The organism is Pseudomonas sp. Leaf129, assembly GCF_001423465.1.
Classification (GTDB): Bacteria; Pseudomonadota; Gammaproteobacteria; order Pseudomonadales; family Pseudomonadaceae; genus Aquipseudomonas; species Aquipseudomonas coleopterorum.
The window spans coordinates 452585-468570 of record NZ_LMOC01000007.1 but is presented as its reverse complement, the minus strand read 5'-3'; the positions used below and the strand labels follow the sequence as shown (position 1 = coordinate 468570).

The 15986-nt window shown below is 62.2% G+C and carries 14 protein-coding genes and 1 pseudogene; 7 read left to right on the top strand and 8 right to left on the bottom strand.

Going from position 1 to position 15986, the window contains the following annotated elements:
- Positions 1 to 83: 83 nt before the first annotated feature.
- Positions 84 to 731 (bottom strand): adenylate kinase, encoded by a 648-nt coding sequence (adk, locus tag ASF66_RS13725; protein ID WP_056844232.1) that lies wholly within the window; start codon positions 729 to 731, stop codon positions 84 to 86.
- Positions 732 to 1006: 275 nt separating this feature from the next.
- A complete protein-coding gene (gene ppc / locus ASF66_RS13720) occupies positions 1007 to 3652 on the bottom strand; it encodes a phosphoenolpyruvate carboxylase (protein ID WP_056844231.1) in 2646 nt (881 codons plus the stop codon).
- Between the two features lie 242 nt (positions 3653 to 3894).
- On the opposite strand from ppc, the gene ASF66_RS13715 reads away from it, so the two are divergent.
- From ASF66_RS13715 to ASF66_RS13690, 7 genes and pseudogenes are all read left to right on the top strand, one after another.
- A complete protein-coding gene (locus ASF66_RS13715; protein WP_049861300.1) occupies positions 3895 to 4239 on the top strand; it encodes a hypothetical protein in 345 nt (114 codons plus the stop codon).
- Between the two features lie 242 nt (positions 4240 to 4481).
- Entirely contained in the window at positions 4482 to 4886 is a 405-nt protein-coding gene (locus tag ASF66_RS13710) for a DUF4398 domain-containing protein (RefSeq protein WP_056844230.1), read from the top strand.
- A gap of 41 nt (positions 4887 to 4927) precedes the next feature.
- Positions 4928 to 5740 carry an OmpA family protein gene (locus ASF66_RS13705; RefSeq protein WP_056844229.1) on the top strand — a complete coding sequence of 271 codons (813 nt, stop codon included), beginning with the start codon at positions 4928 to 4930 and terminating at the stop codon, positions 5738 to 5740.
- A gap of 116 nt (positions 5741 to 5856) precedes the next feature.
- A pseudogene (locus ASF66_RS23265) lies at positions 5857 to 6681 on the top strand (PAS domain-containing protein); the annotation flags it as partial.
- Entirely contained in the window at positions 6679 to 7233 is a 555-nt protein-coding gene (locus ASF66_RS23260; protein WP_375143210.1) for a methyl-accepting chemotaxis protein, read from the top strand. The pseudogene ASF66_RS23265 and the gene ASF66_RS23260, both read left to right, overlap by 3 nt.
- A gap of 245 nt (positions 7234 to 7478) precedes the next feature.
- Entirely contained in the window at positions 7479 to 7892 is a 414-nt protein-coding gene (locus ASF66_RS13695) for a DUF4398 domain-containing protein (RefSeq protein WP_056844228.1), read from the top strand.
- A 41-nt stretch (positions 7893 to 7933) separates the two neighbouring features.
- Complete coding sequence (locus tag ASF66_RS13690; RefSeq protein WP_049861295.1) at positions 7934 to 8716, top strand: OmpA family protein; 783 nt, start codon at positions 7934 to 7936, stop codon at positions 8714 to 8716.
- A 48-nt stretch (positions 8717 to 8764) separates the two neighbouring features.
- On the opposite strand, the gene ASF66_RS13685 is transcribed toward ASF66_RS13690, so the two are convergent.
- The 6 genes from ASF66_RS13685 to ASF66_RS13655 form a co-directional block, all read right to left on the bottom strand.
- Positions 8765 to 9718, bottom strand: a complete 954-nt coding sequence (locus ASF66_RS13685; protein ID WP_082484673.1) for an alpha/beta hydrolase — start codon at positions 9716 to 9718, stop codon at positions 8765 to 8767.
- Positions 9690 to 10967 (bottom strand): flavohemoglobin expression-modulating QEGLA motif protein, encoded by a 1278-nt coding sequence (locus ASF66_RS13680; protein WP_056844227.1) that lies wholly within the window; start codon positions 10965 to 10967, stop codon positions 9690 to 9692. Before ASF66_RS13680 ends, ASF66_RS13685 begins: the two co-directional genes overlap by 29 nt.
- Before the next feature lie 57 nt (positions 10968 to 11024).
- Positions 11025 to 11735: a TetR/AcrR family transcriptional regulator gene (locus ASF66_RS13675; protein ID WP_375143179.1), complete on the bottom strand. Its 711-nt coding sequence runs from the start codon at positions 11733 to 11735 to the stop codon at positions 11025 to 11027.
- A gap of 275 nt (positions 11736 to 12010) precedes the next feature.
- Positions 12011 to 13513: a lysine--tRNA ligase gene (gene lysS, locus ASF66_RS13670; protein WP_056844226.1), complete on the bottom strand. Its 1503-nt coding sequence runs from the start codon at positions 13511 to 13513 to the stop codon at positions 12011 to 12013.
- Between the two features lie 111 nt (positions 13514 to 13624).
- Positions 13625 to 14720, bottom strand: a protein-coding gene (gene prfB / locus ASF66_RS13665; RefSeq protein WP_122742474.1) for a peptide chain release factor 2 whose coding sequence is annotated in 2 segments (ribosomal slippage) — positions 13625 to 14647 and positions 14649 to 14720 — 1095 coding nt in all. Because the reading frame shifts where the segments join, the coding sequence is not laid out codon by codon here.
- 225 nt (positions 14721 to 14945) lie between these two features.
- Positions 14946 to 15959 (bottom strand): diguanylate cyclase, encoded by a 1014-nt coding sequence (locus ASF66_RS13655; protein WP_049861292.1) that lies wholly within the window; start codon positions 15957 to 15959, stop codon positions 14946 to 14948.
- Positions 15960 to 15986: the final 27 nt, after the last annotated feature.

Here is a 15986-nt window from a genome sequence, read left to right as displayed (position 1 = left end):
AGCGATTATAGACAACTACGGCCCGCAAGCGGGCCGTTCACGGCAAGGCGGTGGCCGACACGAAAGGTGTCGACGCCTTTCATTCAGCTCAGTGCGGCAAGCACCTTGGCGGTGATGTCGTTCACCGAGCCGACGCCTTCGACGTGGCTGCACTTGGGCTTGCCCTGCGCGGCCGACAGCTCGCGGTAGAAAGCCACCAGCGGCTTGGTCTGCGAGTGGTAGACCGAGAGGCGATGGCGCACGGTTTCTTCGGTGTCGTCCTTGCGCTGCACCAGCGCGTCACCGGTCACGTCATCCTTGCCTTCTTCGCGCGGCGGATTGTAGACGGTGTGGTAGACGCGGCCCGAAGCTTCGTGGACACGACGACCCGCGATGCGCTGGACGATCTCTTCGTCATCGACGGCGATCTCGAGCACGTGATCGAGCTCCACGCCGTTGGTGACCAGGGCTTCGGCCTGGGGAATGGTGCGCGGGAAACCATCGAACAGGAAGCCGCTGGCGCAATCGGGCTGGGCAATGCGCTCCTTCACCAGGGCAATGATCAGGTCGTCGGACACCAGGCCGCCGCTGTCCATGACGCTCTTGGCCATGACGCCCAACTCGGTACCGGCCTTGACGGCAGCGCGAAGCATGTCGCCAGTGGAAATTTGCGGGATACCGAATTTTTCGGTGATGAATTTCGCCTGAGTACCTTTACCGGCCCCGGGAGCTCCCAGCAGAATCACGCGCATCGATGTGCTCCTCTCGATTTTTATAGATAGTCGTCAGATCTGCTTCCGCCGCGCTGACGGCAGAAGCCCTTCCCAAAAAAATGATGGCCGCAGAACGGCCAAAGGCTGATCAAGATACACAGCGTGCACGGGGCACACAAGCCACCGAAAGTCGCAGGCACCCGCCCCTGAAGAGGCTGCCTGGCAGGGGTTGCACCGGGTGCCACCGCCAATCGGTTGCACCCTGGGTCACAGCTGCCCAGGCACGGGCAGGTCGTACCCGTCGACCGCCTGGCTCAGCCGGTATTGCGCAACCCGGCGGCGATACCGGCCACGGTCACCAGCAACGCCTGTTCCAGAGGGCTGTCGAGCGCCGCTTCTCGCGTGCGCGAACGAGCCAGCAATTCGGCCTGCAGCAGGTGCAGCGGATCCAGATAGGTGTTGCGCAGACGGAAGAACTCCAGCGTCGTCGGGCTGTGGGCGAGCAGGTGCGTTTGGCCGGTCAATGTCAGTACTGCCGCACAACACTGCGACAATAGGTCGCGCAGCTCGACCCCCAGTGGTTGCAGGTCAGGCTCGACCAGACGCAGGTCATACAACGCGGCAATTTCAGCATCGGCCTTGGCCAGCACCATTTCGAGCATGTCGATGCGCGTGCGGAAGAACGGCCACTGCGCGCGCATCGAAGCCAGTCGCTCGCCTTCACCCTGTTCCAGCGCTGCGCCTAAAGCTGCTTCCCATCCCAACCAGGCGGGCAGCATCAGCCGTGTCTGGGTCCAGCCGAAGATCCACGGGATGGCCCGCAGGCTCTCGATCCCGCCCTGCCGACGCTTGGCCGGCCGGCTGCCCAATGGCAGCCGACCCAGTTCCTGTTCGGGCGTGGCCTGGCGGAAGTACTCGACGAAGTGCGGATGCTCGCGCACCACCTGCCGGTACGCCTTGACGCCCTGCCCCGCCAGCTGGTCCATCACTGTGCGCCAGGCCGGCTCGGGCAAAGGCGGCGGCAGCAAGGTGGCTTCCAGCACCGCGGCTACATAGAGGTTGAGGTTCTGCTCGGCGATGTCCGGCAGGCCAAATTTGAAACGGATCATTTCGCCCTGCTCGGTGGTGCGGAAGCGCCCGGCCACCGAACCCGGTGGCTGCGACAGGATGGCCGCATGGGCCGGGCCGCCGCCCCGGCCCACGGTGCCCCCGCGACCGTGGAACAGCAACAGCTCGACACCATGGGCCTGGCAGATATTCACCAGGGTTTCCTGCGCCCGATACTGCGCCCAGGCGGCCGCCGTGGTCCCGGCGTCCTTGGCCGAATCGGAGTAGCCGATCATCACTTCCTGCGGGCCTTGCAGACGGCTGCGGTAGTCCGGCAGCTGCAGCAGGCGTTCGAGCACCGGCCCGGCATTGTCGAGGTCGGCCAGGGTTTCGAACAGCGGCACCACGCGCATCGCCCGGCGCAGCCCGGACTCCTTGAGCAGAAGCTGCACCGCCAGCACGTCAGAAGCTGCGCCAGCCATGGAAATCACGTAGGAGCCCAACGATGCGGCCGGGGCTGCCGCGACTTCCCGGCACGTGGCCAGCACTTCGGCAGTGTCCTCGCTGGGTTCGAAGCAGGTGGGCAGCAGCGGCCTGCGATTGGCCAGTTCGCGCACGAGGAATTCGATTCGCGCGTCCTCGTCCCAGTCGTCATAGCGACCCAGCCCGAGGTATTGGGTGATCTCGCTCAAAGCACCGCGGTGGCGGGTCGAATCCTGGCGCACATCGAGACGCACCAGAAACAGCCCGAAGGTCACCGCGCGGCGCAGGCAATCGAGCAAGGGTCCATCGGCGATCACGCCCATGCCGCATTCATGCAGCGAGTCGAAACACAACTGCAACGGTTCGATCAGCTCGCGGTTGTCCTGCAGCACCTGGTCGTCGGTCGGCTGAGTGTTCGGTAGCGATGCCTGGGCCCAGTGGCGCGTGGCACGCAGACGCTCGCGCAGTTGCTTGAGCACCGCGCGGTAAGGCTCGCTGCTGTCGGGCGCCTGCGCCATGAGCGGCGCACTGGCGTGTTGCATGGACAGATCGGCAGCCAACTGATCGACATCGCGCAGAAACAGATCGGCCGCCATCCAGCGCGCCAACAACAGCACTTCGCGAGTAACCTTGGCCGTGACATTGGGATTGCCATCGCGGTCGCCGCCCATCCACGAGGCGAAGCGGATCGGTGCAGCACTCAGGGGCAGACGCTGCCCGGTGGCGGCCTGCAACGCGGCGTCGACCCTGCGCAGATGATTGGGCACCGCCTGCCAGAGCGAGTTTTCGATGACCGCGAAGCCCCACTTGGCCTCATCCACCGGGGTCGGTCGGGTGCGGCGGATTTCCTCTGTATGCCAGGCCTCGGCGATCAACCGTTGCAGTCGCTCGCGCACCGCCTTGCGCTCGACAGTGGTCAGGTCGCGGTGGTCGTGCAAGGCCAGCTGTGCGGCGATCGCGTCGTATTTCTGGATCAGGGTACGACGCGCGACTTCCGTCGGGTGTGCGGTCAACACCAGTTCGATATCCAGCGCCGCCAATTGCCGCGCCAGTGCTTCGGGACGATGACCGGCGGCCGTGAGCCTTTCCAGCAGCTCACTTAGTGCCAGGTTTTCGAAGGGCTCGGGCTGGCCTTCGTCGCGGCGACGGATGAGTTGGTATTGTTCGCAGATGTTGGCGAGGTTGAGGAACTGGTTGAACGCGCGGGCCACGGGCAGCAGTTCTTCTTCGCCGAGGTCGTCCAGGCTGGACCTCAGTTCAGCACTGACCGCATCACCGGTCGGATCGCGTCGACGGTCCGCCTTGGCGCCACGACGAATGCGCTCGATCTTTTCCAGAAAGGCATCGCCGTACTGCTCGCGAATGGTATTGCCCAGCAATTCACCGAGCAGGTGCACGTCTTCGCGCAGGCGCAGATCGATATCGGACATCGGCATTCTCCGTGGCTTGGAAACGGTTTGCCCGTCCAGCCAGCCCGGCGCGGCGTGTGATTGGATCGCCTGGGTTACTGAACAAGCACGGGAAAAATGGCTCTACAACTCATCTATGCAAACGATCTGGGCCATAGCCTCTGTGCTACAGCATCTTTGCTATAGATAGAGAGTGCCCCAGCCAAGCCAACGCTGACAAGCGTGGTCAAACGGGGCTCGAACAACCTGCGCGGGAGGTGTTTATGAAGATTCACGAGCTGGCCGAGCATTGGGAACAGAACGCCAAGGGTCGCCTGACCGACACCGGTATCAACATTCACCTGGACATGGAGTCGGCGGCGCGCTTGGCCGCCCTGACCCAGATGTACCCCAAGCACCATGCTCAGGAACTGCTCGGTGAGTTGATCGGGGCCGCTCTCGAAGAACTCGAGGGCAGCTTTCCCTACGTCAAGGGACCCAAGGTCATCGCCACTGACGAAGAAGGCGACCCTATGTATGAAGACGTCGGCCCGACGCCGCGTTTCCTGGCGCTGTCACGTGAACACCTGCAGCGTTTGAAAAGCGCTGCGGATGACAGCGGAAATTGACCCTGGACCAGCGAGTTTCGGAAAACTCCTACGCGCAGGGCCGACCCAGTCAAATGGTCTGAAAAAAAACCTGTGCCTTCGGATAAAATTTTTACAAATCAATAGGATAGTACTCAGAGGCGATTGTAGACTCGGGCAAAAAAGAGCCAGGACATGGCCACCGATCTGTCCGCCGTTCGCCGCGGCAGCAGGCCCGAGTCGGCGTGCCGCGCACAGTGGACGAAGCATTCAATCGCTGTTCAATGGAGCACTATCGCGTGAACACATCCCGCGTACGGTCGTCTTTCGGCCTTCTGAAAACGGCCCTTCTGGGCCTTGCCACCGGTGTCGTCCTGACCGGCTGTGCTGGCATCGCGCCGGTCGAGCAATATGCCGTCAGCCAGTCGGCGGTCAATGCTGCGGTCAGCGCCGGCGGTACCGAGTTCGCAGCCGTCGAAATGAAGTCCGCCCAAGACAAACTCAAGAGCGCCGAACTGGCCTTGCACGGCAAACACTACGACCAGGCACGTCGCTTGGCCGAGCAGGCCGAATGGGACGCCCGGGTTGCCGAGCGCAAGGCTCAGGCCGCCAAGGCCCGCCGCGCTGTTGAAGACGCCCGCCAAGGTGTCCAGGACCTGCGCGAGGAAGGCTTGCGCGCTGCTTCCTGAGCCAAACCTCGCGTTCTTCTTTCAAGATTCAGGAAATTACCGTGAACAATAAATTCAAATTCCCCGCGCTGTCGGCGCTGGTCGTGCTGCTGGCTGCCTGTTCCAAAGCCCCCAATCCGCAACTGGTGCAGGCCCAGGCGAGTTTTGCCGACCTGCAAGGTAATCCCAAGTCGGTCCAGCTGGCTGCCCTGGAAACCAAGGACGCCGCACAGTGGCTGGAACGTGCCGAAAAAGCGGCGCGGGCGAAAGAGGCCGATGATCAGGTGGATCACCTGGCTTATCTGGCCCGTCAGCGTATCGAGTTGGCCCGGCAGACCATCGAGCTGCGGACCGCTGAACAAGCGATCCAAGGTGTTGCCGCATTGCGTGCCCAGGCCCGCCTGGAAGCACGCGATGCGCAGATCAAGAAGCTCCAGGAAAGCCTCAACGCCAAACAACCTGCGGCTGAAGCGATGGCCGTGCAGCAAACCGAACGCGGCAGCCTGGTGACCTTCGGTGACGTGCTGTTCGAAACCGGCCAGGCCGAACTGCGCCCTGGGGCCTACGACAACATCGCCCGTCTGGCGCAATTTCTGCGCGACAACCCGGACCGCAAGGTGATCGTCGAAGGACACACCGACAGTACCGGCTCCGCGGCCTTCAACCAGACCCTCTCGCAGCGTCGCGCCAATGCGGTCCTGGTGCAATTGGTGCGCGCCGGCGTGAGCCCCGAGCGCATCGTCGCGCAAGGCCTGGGCATGTCCTATCCGGTGGCCAGTAACGGCGACGCTTCGGGTCGTGCCCAGAACCGTCGGGTCGAAGTGACCATTTCCAATGACAACCAGCCGGTCAGGTCGCGCGCGTCGATGCGTTGATTTTCGAACCCTGGAAAAAGAAACCAGAAAAAACCCGGCCAGCGCGCCGGGTTTTTGCGCTTATTTGCGCTTAATCGTTTCAACCTACCGCTGGGAGGTTGCGGCCTTAAGTAACCATGGAGGCTGTCGATACTTTTACATGCCCTTCCCTTCTCGAGGCCTGTGCCATGTTCTTCTTCAAACGCCTGAAAAACGAAATGGCCGCCCTGCGTGAGGAGGTGGCGATCGTGCGACAGATCCGCCAAGGCCTGGACGAGGAAACCATCCACCTCAGGCTCGACCCCCAGGGGTGCATCCTGGGGGTAAACGCCAACTTCGAGGCCGTGCTTCAGTATCGCAACGACGAGCTGGTGGGCAAACCTCTGGAAAGCCTGGTTGCCGAGCATGTGCAGAAGGACAAGCACCACGCACGCGTGCGTACCGCCATACGCCAGGGAGAACACTTCTGCGGGGCCTGGCGGCTGTTGCGCAAGGACGGCGGCGAGACCTGGCTGCGCGTCATCATGCACCCGGTACACGCCACCGATGGCAGGCTGGTCAAGTTCTCGTGCTATGCCAGCGACCTGACCAATACCATCGAGACCTCCAGGGCACACGAGAACTTCATCCAGGCGCTGTTGCGCTCCACCGCGGTCATCGAGTTTGACCTCGACGGCCATGTGCTGACCGCCAACGATCTGTTTCTGCAGGCGATGGGCTACGGCCTGGAGCAGATCAAGGGCAAGCATCACCGCATGTTCTGCAGCGGCGAAATCGCCAATTCGCGGGATTATCAAGCGTTCTGGGAGCGCCTGCGCCGCGGCGAGTTCGTTGCCGAGCGCTTCGAGCGTGTGGACAGCCGCGGTCGTACGGTGTGGCTCGAGGCTTCCTACAACCCGGTGCGCGATGGCAACGCCAATGTCTACAAGGTCGTGAAGGTCGCGACCGTCATCACCGAGATGGTGGAACGCGAGATCGCCATTGCCGAAGCCGCCACGGTGGCGTACGACACGTCGGTGCGCACCGATGAAACCGCCCTGCGCGGGGCCGAAGTCGTGCGAGATACGGTCAAGGTGATGACGGACCTCGCCCATCACATGCAAAGTGCGGCCGAAGGCATCGAGGCGCTGGACGAGCAGAGCCAGGTGATTTCCAACATCATCAAGACCATCAGCGGTATCGCCGCGCAAACCAATCTGCTGGCGCTGAACGCCGCCATCGAGGCCGCACGCGCGGGTGAACAGGGCCGCGGTTTTGCTGTGGTGGCCGATGAGGTTCGCCAACTGGCTTCACGTACGACCCAAGCTACTGCCGAGATCGAGGGCGTCGTCAGGCAGAATCAGAAGCTTGCCACCGACGCGGTGGAAACCATCGGCGCCGGCAGGCACAAAGCCGAATCCGGCCTGCAACTGGCCAATCAGGCAGGTACCGTCATCACCGAGATTCAGGACGGCGCGAAGCGCGTGGTAGGTGCGGTGGCAAGCTTTACAACGCAGCTGGCCACCGAGTCCTAGGGTCTGTGTGTCACCAGTCGCTACCTGATGCTCCTTGTCGGCTCGCCGACCGGCGCATCTGCGTGACAAACCAGCGGCGTCAGAAAAAACTCGCCCATTCGGACAAATTTCTGAACTATTCAAAATTGCCTTGTGTCCCAACGTTTAACCATTACAGCCAGCGGCGTGTGCTAGTCGCCGGGCTTTACCCAGGCGCGTGAAACGTTCGACTGTCATGGATTTTGATGTTTTTCAGGAGCTATCCAATGGAGTTGAAAGCCATGAATACCCGTACTGCCAAAACCTCGTCCAACCCTCTGCGCGGGCTGAAACTGGCTGCCCTCGCACTGGGCACTACCTTCGTCCTGGCTGGCTGCGCCGGCAAGCCTCCAACCGAGCAGTACGCCGTGACTCAATCGGCCGTGAACAGCGCGGTGAGCGCTGGCGGTACCGAATACGCCGCTGTGGAAATGAAAGCTGCGCAGGACAAGTTCAAGCAGGCTGAAATCGCCATGCACGACAAGAACTACGAGAAAGCCAAGGTCCTCGCCGAACAGGCCGAGTGGGACGCACGCCTGGCCGAGCGCAAAGCGCAGGCTGGCAAAGCGGCCAAGGCCGTACAAGACGCCAAGCAGGGTGTACAGGACCTGCGTGAAGAAGGTATGCGCAGCGCTCAGTAAGCTGCCCATCGCGACTTGAACTCGAATAAAGGATGAAGACTATGCGTAAACAATTGATGGTTCCTGCCCTGTTGGCTCTCAGCGTTGGCCTGGCAGCTTGCTCCACCCCGCCTAACCCGAACCTGGAACAGGCGCGGACGAACTTCTCTTCCTTGCAGACCAACCCCAAGTCGGTACAGCTGGCTGCGCTGGAAACCAAAGACGCTTCGGAATGGCTGGACAAGGCTGACAAGGCTTACCGTGACGACGCCGACCGCGCCAAAGTCGACCAACTGGCCTACCTGACCAACCAGCGCGTTGAAGTGGCCAAGCAGACCATCGCTCTGCGAAGCGCCGAGGAAACCCTCAAAGGTGCTGCTGCCCAGCGCGCTCAGGCTCGCCTGGATGCCCGCGACGCTCAGATCAAGAAGCTTCAGGACAGCCTGAACGCCAAGCAGACTGACCGCGGTACCCTGGTGACCTTCGGTGACGTATTGTTCGACCTGAACAAGGCTGAGCTGAAGTCGTCCGCGTTCCCCAATATTGCCAAGCTGGCCCAGTTCCTTCAGGAAAACGCTGATCGCAAGGTCATCGTCGAAGGCTACACCGACAGCACAGGTTCGGCTGCCTACAACCAGAGCCTGTCCGAGCGCCGCGCCAACTCCGTGATGGCCGCCCTGGTCCGCGCCGGCGTCGAGCCTTCGCGCATCGTCGCTCAAGGCTATGGCAAGGAATACCCAGTTGCCGACAACACCAGCAACTCGGGCCGCGCCCAGAACCGTCGTGTGGAAGTGACCATTTCCAACGACAACCAGCCAGTGGCCCCGCGCTCGTCCATGCGTTGATCCACCCGCTGTGAATAAACGCCCCGGTGAGTGATCACCGGGGCGTTTTCATTTGTGCGCTGCGGGCACCGATTCGGCAGGCGTGGGATAGTTGGGTATCTCGCCGAGACGGCGAAGGCCGTTGAAATGCTGCGGGTCGTCCAGGTAGCGCAGCATGACCTGACGCCATGTGGGATCGGCGAAGGTTTGCACATGACCACCGCGGGTCAGCTGCAACACCCTTGGCAATGGCGCCTTTCGGTACAATTGCAGCGCGTTGTCCAGAGGTACGATCGGATCGTCGATGCTCTGGAAGAGCAGCATGGGCGTACCTTTCAGTTGTTCGATGGACGCGATGGCACTGTCGCCGTCAGGCACCCACCAGGACAATGGCACCTGAAATGGCCAAGTCACCCAGGAGGTGCTCAAGGCATAACGACCCACAGCCTGGTAGCTAGCCGGGACACCGTCGAGCACCAAGGCCTTGAGGCGCTCGCGCTGCTGCGGATGCTCGGCCAGGTAATGCACGGCCATCGCTCCACCCAGGCTTTGCCCAAGCAGCACCAACGGTTTGTCGCGCACCTGCGTACGCGCCTGCAGCCAGGCAAAGGCGCTGTCGATATCCTGATAGATCTGTGGCAGCCGCGGCGAGCCTTCGGACAATCCATAGCCGCGGTAGTCGAGCATCAGCACCTGATAACCCTGCTCGGGTAGCCACCAACTGCCGCCCAGGTGCCAAGCCAGGTTGCCGCCGTTGCCATGCAAGTGCAGCACCGTGCCCTTGACCTCGACACCGGGCTTGGCCGGCAACCACCAGCCGTGCAGGCGCGTACCATCGGCGGCCGTCAGCGTAACGTCTTCGTAGGCCAGGCCCGCCTTGGCGGGCGTGAACGGCAGCCCGGGCTCCGGGTAGAACAGCAGCGAACTGCAGCCGGCCAGGCTGACCGTCACTGCCAGGGCCAGGGCAGTACGCCAGCGTCGCTGCGGCGGCCGCTCAGAGGATGTTCGAGTAATCGGCTTCAATTCGGTCCAGGCTCAGGTGGTTGAGGAAGTTCGAGAAGCACATCCAGGCGGACAGCGCGTTCATGTCGCGAAACTGTTCGGGCAGGTACTTGGGCGGCGTCACCAGCCCTTCGTCGACCAGCTGGCGCAACGTGCGCATGTCTTCCAGGGTGGTCTTGCCGCAGAACAGCAGCGGCACCTGTTCCAGTTTGCCTTTGCGCACGGCCAGCTGGATGTAGTTGTAGACCATGATGAAGCCCTTGAGGTACGACAGATCCTTGGTGAACGGCAGACCGGTCGGGGTCGAGCCGCGGAACACGCGGCTGGCGTTACCATAGGCTTCAGGCATCTCGAAGCCTTCTTCGCGGAAGAAATCGAACACCTGGAGAAAGTCGGCACCCTCCTCGACCATGTGGATCGCACGGGTGCGGTTGGTCAATTTGCGCAGGCGGCTGGGATAGGACGCGAAGGTGATCACTTCCATCAAGATGGCCAGGCCTTCCTGGGTGACCGTCGACGAAGGCGGGCCCTTGGAGAGGAAGGTGCAGATCGGCTGATTCTGGCCGTTCAGCGTCGTGGCGACGTGGACCAGGCCTTCGTGGACTTCGAGGGCACGCACGTCGCGCTCGTTGAACATCGCATCGCTGCGAATCTTGATGTAATCCGCACCGGCCGCGGCGTCGGCGACAATGCCATCGGATTCGAACACGCGAATGGTGCCTTCGGTTTCACCGAACACCCGGTTCAGGCGCCCCTGCAACAGGTTCACCGCATCCTTGGCCGTCAGGGTCTTGGCTTCGTCCTTGAGGTCTCCGCGCCCGGCGATGTTGTTCAGGTAGTCCGAAAGCATGAGCCCCAGATCAGCCAGCGTCGGGTCGCCGGCATGGAAGGCATCGGAAGCGGCGCCGTACAGTTCCTGGGAGATCAGGCCGAAGTCCTCGGTACCACGTGCTTCGAGCATGCGCACGACCATGCGGTACTCCTTGCACATGCGGCGCATGATCTGCCCGACCGGATTGAACTGGCCGAGTTGGCGAGTGATATCGCGCTCGATGTTCTGGAATTCCAGTTTGACCGCGCTGGAGTCGAAGCCCAGGGCTCGGTTCTGGTAATAGTCGCGATCCACCGCTGGCATCTGCTTGCCGCCTGCCTGCAGAAAGCCGTGACGAATGGAGTCGTCCCACTTCACCGCATCGAGCACGCGAATCGGCGTCTGTGCCTGCACGATCCGGTCGGACAAGCCTCGAATCGTCTGCTGATACTCATCCACCGTACTGCTCCTCGTTCTGGCTTGGCCCACCAACCGCGGGCCTTTCACTGCGTGGGCTCAGCCCAGTACCCATTGCATGAAGCGGGTCAGGATACCGAGCATTTCGCGGTCGGCGTCCGCCTGGGTACTGGCCAGCAGCCCCTGATATTCCATCCGCCCGATAATCGCCGTCAACACCTGCGCGTCCTGCACGGGATCGCGCGAGCCCAGTACTTCGAGCATTTGTCGGCCGCCTTGCAGAAGAATGTCCTGATGGGCCAGTACCAGCGAGGCCAGGCGGGGGTTGAGTAATGCCTCCTGGCGAAAGGCCTGCTCGGCGATCAGGTGATCCCGACGGGTCTGCAGTTGGTGCATCACGTAATCGGCGGTCAGGCGGGCGATTTCGTCGGCCAATTGGGCGCGAGCTTCGGGGCTGCCGTCGCCGCGAGCGATCAGGGCGCGCAACATCTCTTCCGTGTTGCTCCACAGCTTGGCCATGAACACGGCGCTGCGCTCGACGTACTGAGCGAAGGCGTCGTTGAGCAGGTCATCGATGTCCTTGAAGTAATAAGTGGTCGCCGACAGCGGCACCCCGGCTTCGGTGGCCACGGCGCGGTGGCGCACGCCCCGCACGCCATCGCGCACGACGATGCGCATGGCCGCGTCGAGAATCGCCTGGCGACGCAGCTCGCTGCCCTGGCGGCTGGCCTTGCGTCCTTGGTACTGGACGTTGCGGGCCAGCGTCGAGGCGACGCTGGCGGCTCCTTGTCTGGGTGTTGCTGGAATCACTGCTCGTATCCTTTGAGTAAGTGGGAGGTGCGGTCCCTGACGCGGCTCGCGCCGCTGCTACAGGGTACGTGAGAGCCCGTGGAAACAGAGATCGCGCAGGCCCGCGGATCCTTGAGCGCTTGCGCCGTTGCTACACGATATCGTAATCCTTTGGGACAACGGCAGGTTGTTGCGATCCCTTGTAGCAGCGGCGCAAGCCGCGTCGGGGCCGGCATTGACACACCGTATTGGCGCCCATAAAAAAGCCGCCCCATGGGGCGGCTGATCGACAACTGTCAGGCTTGCGGCCGCATGTGCGGAAACAGGATCACGTCGCGGATCGAGGGCGAGTTGGTCAACAGCATGACCAGGCGATCGATACCGATCCCTTCGCCGGCCGTTGGCGGCATGCCGTATTCCAGCGCGCGAACGAAGTCGGCATCGTAGTGCATGGCCTCGTCGTCGCCGGCGTCCTTGTCCGCCACCTGGGCCATGAAGCGTGCGGCCTGATCTTCCGCATCGTTGAGCTCGGAGTAAGCGTTGGCGATCTCGCGGCCGCCGATGAACAGCTCGAAGCGGTCGGTGACGTTGGGATTGTCGTCGTTGCGGCGGGCCAGTGGCGACACTTCGAACGGGTACTGGGTAATGAAGTGCGGCTGCTCCAGCTTGTGCTCGACCAGCTCCTCGAAAATCATGACCTGCAACTTGCCCAGACCTTCGAAGCCCAGCACCTTGGCGCCGGCCTTCTTGGCGATGGCGCGCGCCTTGTCGATGTCGTTCAGATCATCGGCGGTCAACTCTGGGTTGTACTTGAGGATCGAATCGAAGACCGACAAGCGCACGAACGGCTCGCCGAAATGGAACACCTTGTCGCCGTAGGGCACATCGGTGCTACCCAGCACCAGCTGCGCCAACTCACGGAACAGCTCTTCGGTGAGGTCCATGTTGTCTTCATAGTCGGCATACGCCTGGTAGAACTCGAGCATGGTGAACTCGGGGTTGTGCCGAGTCGAGACGCCTTCGTTACGGAAGTTGCGGTTGATCTCGAACACCTTTTCGAAGCCACCGACCACCAGACGCTTGAGGTACAGCTCAGGAGCGATGCGCAGGAACATTTCCATGTCCAGGGCGTTGTGGTGGGTTTCGAACGGCTTGGCCGCAGCGCCGCCGGGAATGGTCTGCAGCATCGGCGTCTCGACTTCGAGGAAGTCGCGCTTGGCCAGGAAGCTGCGGATATGAGCGATGACCTGAGAGCGCACGCGGAAGGTATCGCGCACGTCTTCGTTGACGATCAGGTCGACGTAGCGCTGGCGGTAGCGCTGCTCGGTATCGGTCAGGCCGTGGTGCTTGTCTGGCAGCGGACGCAGCGACTTGGTCAGCAGGCGCACGCTGGTCATTTCGACGTACAGGTCGCCCTTGCCGGAACGGGCCAGGGTGCCTTCGGCGGCGATGATGTCGCCCATGTCCCAGGTCTTCACCTGAACCAGGGTTTCTTCGGGCAGGGTCTTGCGGTTGACGTAGACCTGGATGCGTCCGGTCATGTCCTGGATCACCATGAACGAGCCACGGTTGAGCATGATGCGACCAGCGACCTTGACCGGAATCGCTGCCTCGGCGAGCTCTTCCTTGGTCTTGTCGACGTACTGTTTCTGCAAGTCGCCTGCATAGTTGTCGCGACGGAAGTCGTTGGGGAAGGCCTGGCCCTGGGCGCGCACGGCAGCAAGCTTTTCCTTGCGCAGGGCGATCAGGTTGTTTTCTTCCTGTTGCAGGTCTTGCGGGTCGAGTTGTTGGTCGCTCATGTCTTCAGATTTTCCATCACGGGTTCGTTGCTCCCGACTACGTCGCCGGGATCGCGGGCAGGCCAGCCATGGCAGGCCGATGCGGATGATGCATCGGCCTGCCCGGCGGTGTTACAGCCCTTGTTTCAAGCTGGCTTCGAGGTATTCGTCGATGTCGCCGTCAAGCACCTTGTCACAGTCGCTGCGTTCGATGTTGGTGCGCAGATCCTTGATCCGCGAGGCATCGAGCACATAGGAGCGAATCTGGTGACCCCAGCCGATGTCCGACTTGCTGTCTTCCATCGCCTGCGAGGCGGCGTTGCGCTTCTGCACTTCCTGTTCGTACAGGCGTGCACGCAACATCTTCATCGCCGTGTCCTTGTTGGCATGCTGCGAACGTTCGTTCTGGCAGCTGACCACGGTGTTGGTCGGCACGTGGGTGATACGCACCGCCGAATCGGTGGTGTTGACGTGCTGACCACCGGCACCGGAGGAACGGTAGGTGTCGATACGCAGATCGGCCGGGTTGATGTCGATCTCGATGTTGTCATCGATTTCCGGCGAGACGAACACCGCCGAGAAGGAGGTATGACGACGGTTGCCCGAGTCGAACGGACTTTTGCGCACCAGACGGTGAACGCCGATCTCGGTACGCAGCCAACCGAAGGCGTACTCGCCCTTGATGTGCAAGGTCGCACCCTTGATACCGGCGACTTCACCGGCCGACAGTTCCATGATGGTGGTGTCGAAGCCGCGCTTGTCGGCCCAGCGCAGGTACATGCGCAGCAGGATGTTGGCCCAGTCCTGGGCTTCGGTGCCGCCGGAGCCGGCCTGGATGTCCAGGTAGGCGTTGTTGGCGTCCATTTCACCGCTGAACATGCGACGGAATTCCAGCTTCTCGAGCTGGGCGCGCAGGCGCTCGACCTCGGCGGACACGTCGTCGACGGCGCCCTGGTCTTCTTCTTCGGCAGCCATTTGCAGCAGGTCTTTGGCGTCGCTCAGGCCGGCGTTCATCTCGTCGAGGGTGTCGACGATCTGCGCCAGCAGCGAACGTTCGCGACCCAGTTCCTGGGCGTAGGCAGGGTTGTTCCAGACAGCAGGATCTTCAAGCTCGCGATTGACTTCGGTCAGACGCTCATGCTTTTGATCGTAGTCAAAGATACCCCCGAATGGTTTCGGAGCGCTCGGACAGGTCCTTGATGCTGTTAAGGATCGGGTTGATTTCCATGGCGGGCAGCTCTCGTGCGTAACGTGTGAAAAGCCGGAGAGTATAACGCAGCCGGCCATGGACAGCAGCCCGTCGAGCTGGGGATGGGTGTTTTTTTTGGGTTGACGAGTCGGCCTCTTCGCGGGCAGAGAGCTCGCCGCCCGCCCCGCCCCGCCCCCCACAGCTGAACACGAACCGTTGTGGGAGTGGGCTCTGCCCGCGAAGAGGCCAACCGAAACCGACGCCCTACTCCTGCTCGCCCACGACCACCTGATTGCGTCCATTGTGCTTGGCGGTATACAGCCCCTTGTCGGCCGCCAGGATCAACTCGCGGCAATGGCTGGACTGCTGCGGCGTCATGGTCGCCAGGCCGATGCTCACCGTCAGGCAGGCGTCGGCCTGGGGCGCGATGTGCGGGATGTTCAGGGCGGCGATGGTCTGGCGCAGCTTCTCGGCGACCAGCCGGGCACCGCCAGGCGAGGTGCCCGGCAGCACCAGGGCGAATTCTTCGCCGCCGTAGCGCGCCGGCAAGTCGCTGGAGCGGTTGCTGGAGTGGCGAATGGCATCGGCCACGCGGCGCAAGGCTTCGTCACCTGCCAGATGGCCGAAGTTGTCGTTGTAGGACTTGAAGTAGTCGACGTCGATCATCAGCAGCGACAGCTGGGTCTTGTCGCGCATCGCACGACGCCATTCCAGCTCCAGGTACTCGTCGAAGTGACGGCGGTTGGACAGCGCGGTCAGGCCGTCGGAGTTCATCAGCCGTTGCAGGACCAGATTGGTGTCCAGCAGCTGCTGCTGGCTCACGCGCAGCGCACGGTAGGCCTCGTCGCGCTGCAGGAGCGTCAGGTACGACTTGGAGTGGTAGCGAATGCGCGCCACCAACTCGATGGTGTCAGGCAGCTTGACCAGGTAATCATTGGCGCCTGCGGCAAAGGCGGCGCTCTTGATCAGAGGGTCCTCTTTAGTCGACAGGACGATGATCGGGATGTCCTGGGTCGCCGGGTGATTGCGATAGTCGCGCACCAGCGACAGGCCATCCAGGCCCGGCATGATCAGGTCCTGGAGGATGACGGTCGGCTTGATTCGCATGGCCTGGTTGATGGCCTGCTGCGGATCGGCACAAAAGTGGAAGTCGATATTGGCTTCGTCGCTGAGACTGCGACGGATGGCTTCACCAATCATGGCCTGGTCGTCCACTAGAAGTACCATCGACTTGTTGTTGTCGTTGGACCTGAAGGCTTCGATCTGTAGATCAATCATGGTTTGTCACCTGGATACTGCCTGCGC

Bases quoted from the DNA above. Each gene is read 5' to 3' on its own strand.
- adk (WP_056844232.1), bottom strand. From the start codon at position 731: ATGCGCGTGATTCTGCTGGGAGCTCCCGGGGCCGGTAAAGGTACTCAG.
- ppc (WP_056844231.1), bottom strand. From the start codon at position 3,652: ATGTCCGATATCGATCTGCGCCTGCGCGAAGACGTGCACCTGCTCGGT.
- ASF66_RS13715 (WP_049861300.1), top strand. From the start codon at position 3,895: ATGAAGATTCACGAGCTGGCCGAGCATTGGGAACAGAACGCCAAGGGT.
- ASF66_RS13710 (WP_056844230.1), top strand. From the start codon at position 4,482: ATGGAGCACTATCGCGTGAACACATCCCGCGTACGGTCGTCTTTCGGC.
- ASF66_RS23260 (WP_375143210.1), top strand. From the start codon at position 6,679: ATGGTGGAACGCGAGATCGCCATTGCCGAAGCCGCCACGGTGGCGTAC.
- ASF66_RS13695 (WP_056844228.1), top strand. From the start codon at position 7,479: ATGGAGTTGAAAGCCATGAATACCCGTACTGCCAAAACCTCGTCCAAC.
- ASF66_RS13690 (WP_049861295.1), top strand. From the start codon at position 7,934: ATGCGTAAACAATTGATGGTTCCTGCCCTGTTGGCTCTCAGCGTTGGC.
- lysS (WP_056844226.1), bottom strand. From the start codon at position 13,513: ATGAGCGACCAACAACTCGACCCGCAAGACCTGCAACAGGAAGAAAAC.
- ASF66_RS13655 (WP_049861292.1), bottom strand. From the start codon at position 15,959: ATGATTGATCTACAGATCGAAGCCTTCAGGTCCAACGACAACAACAAG.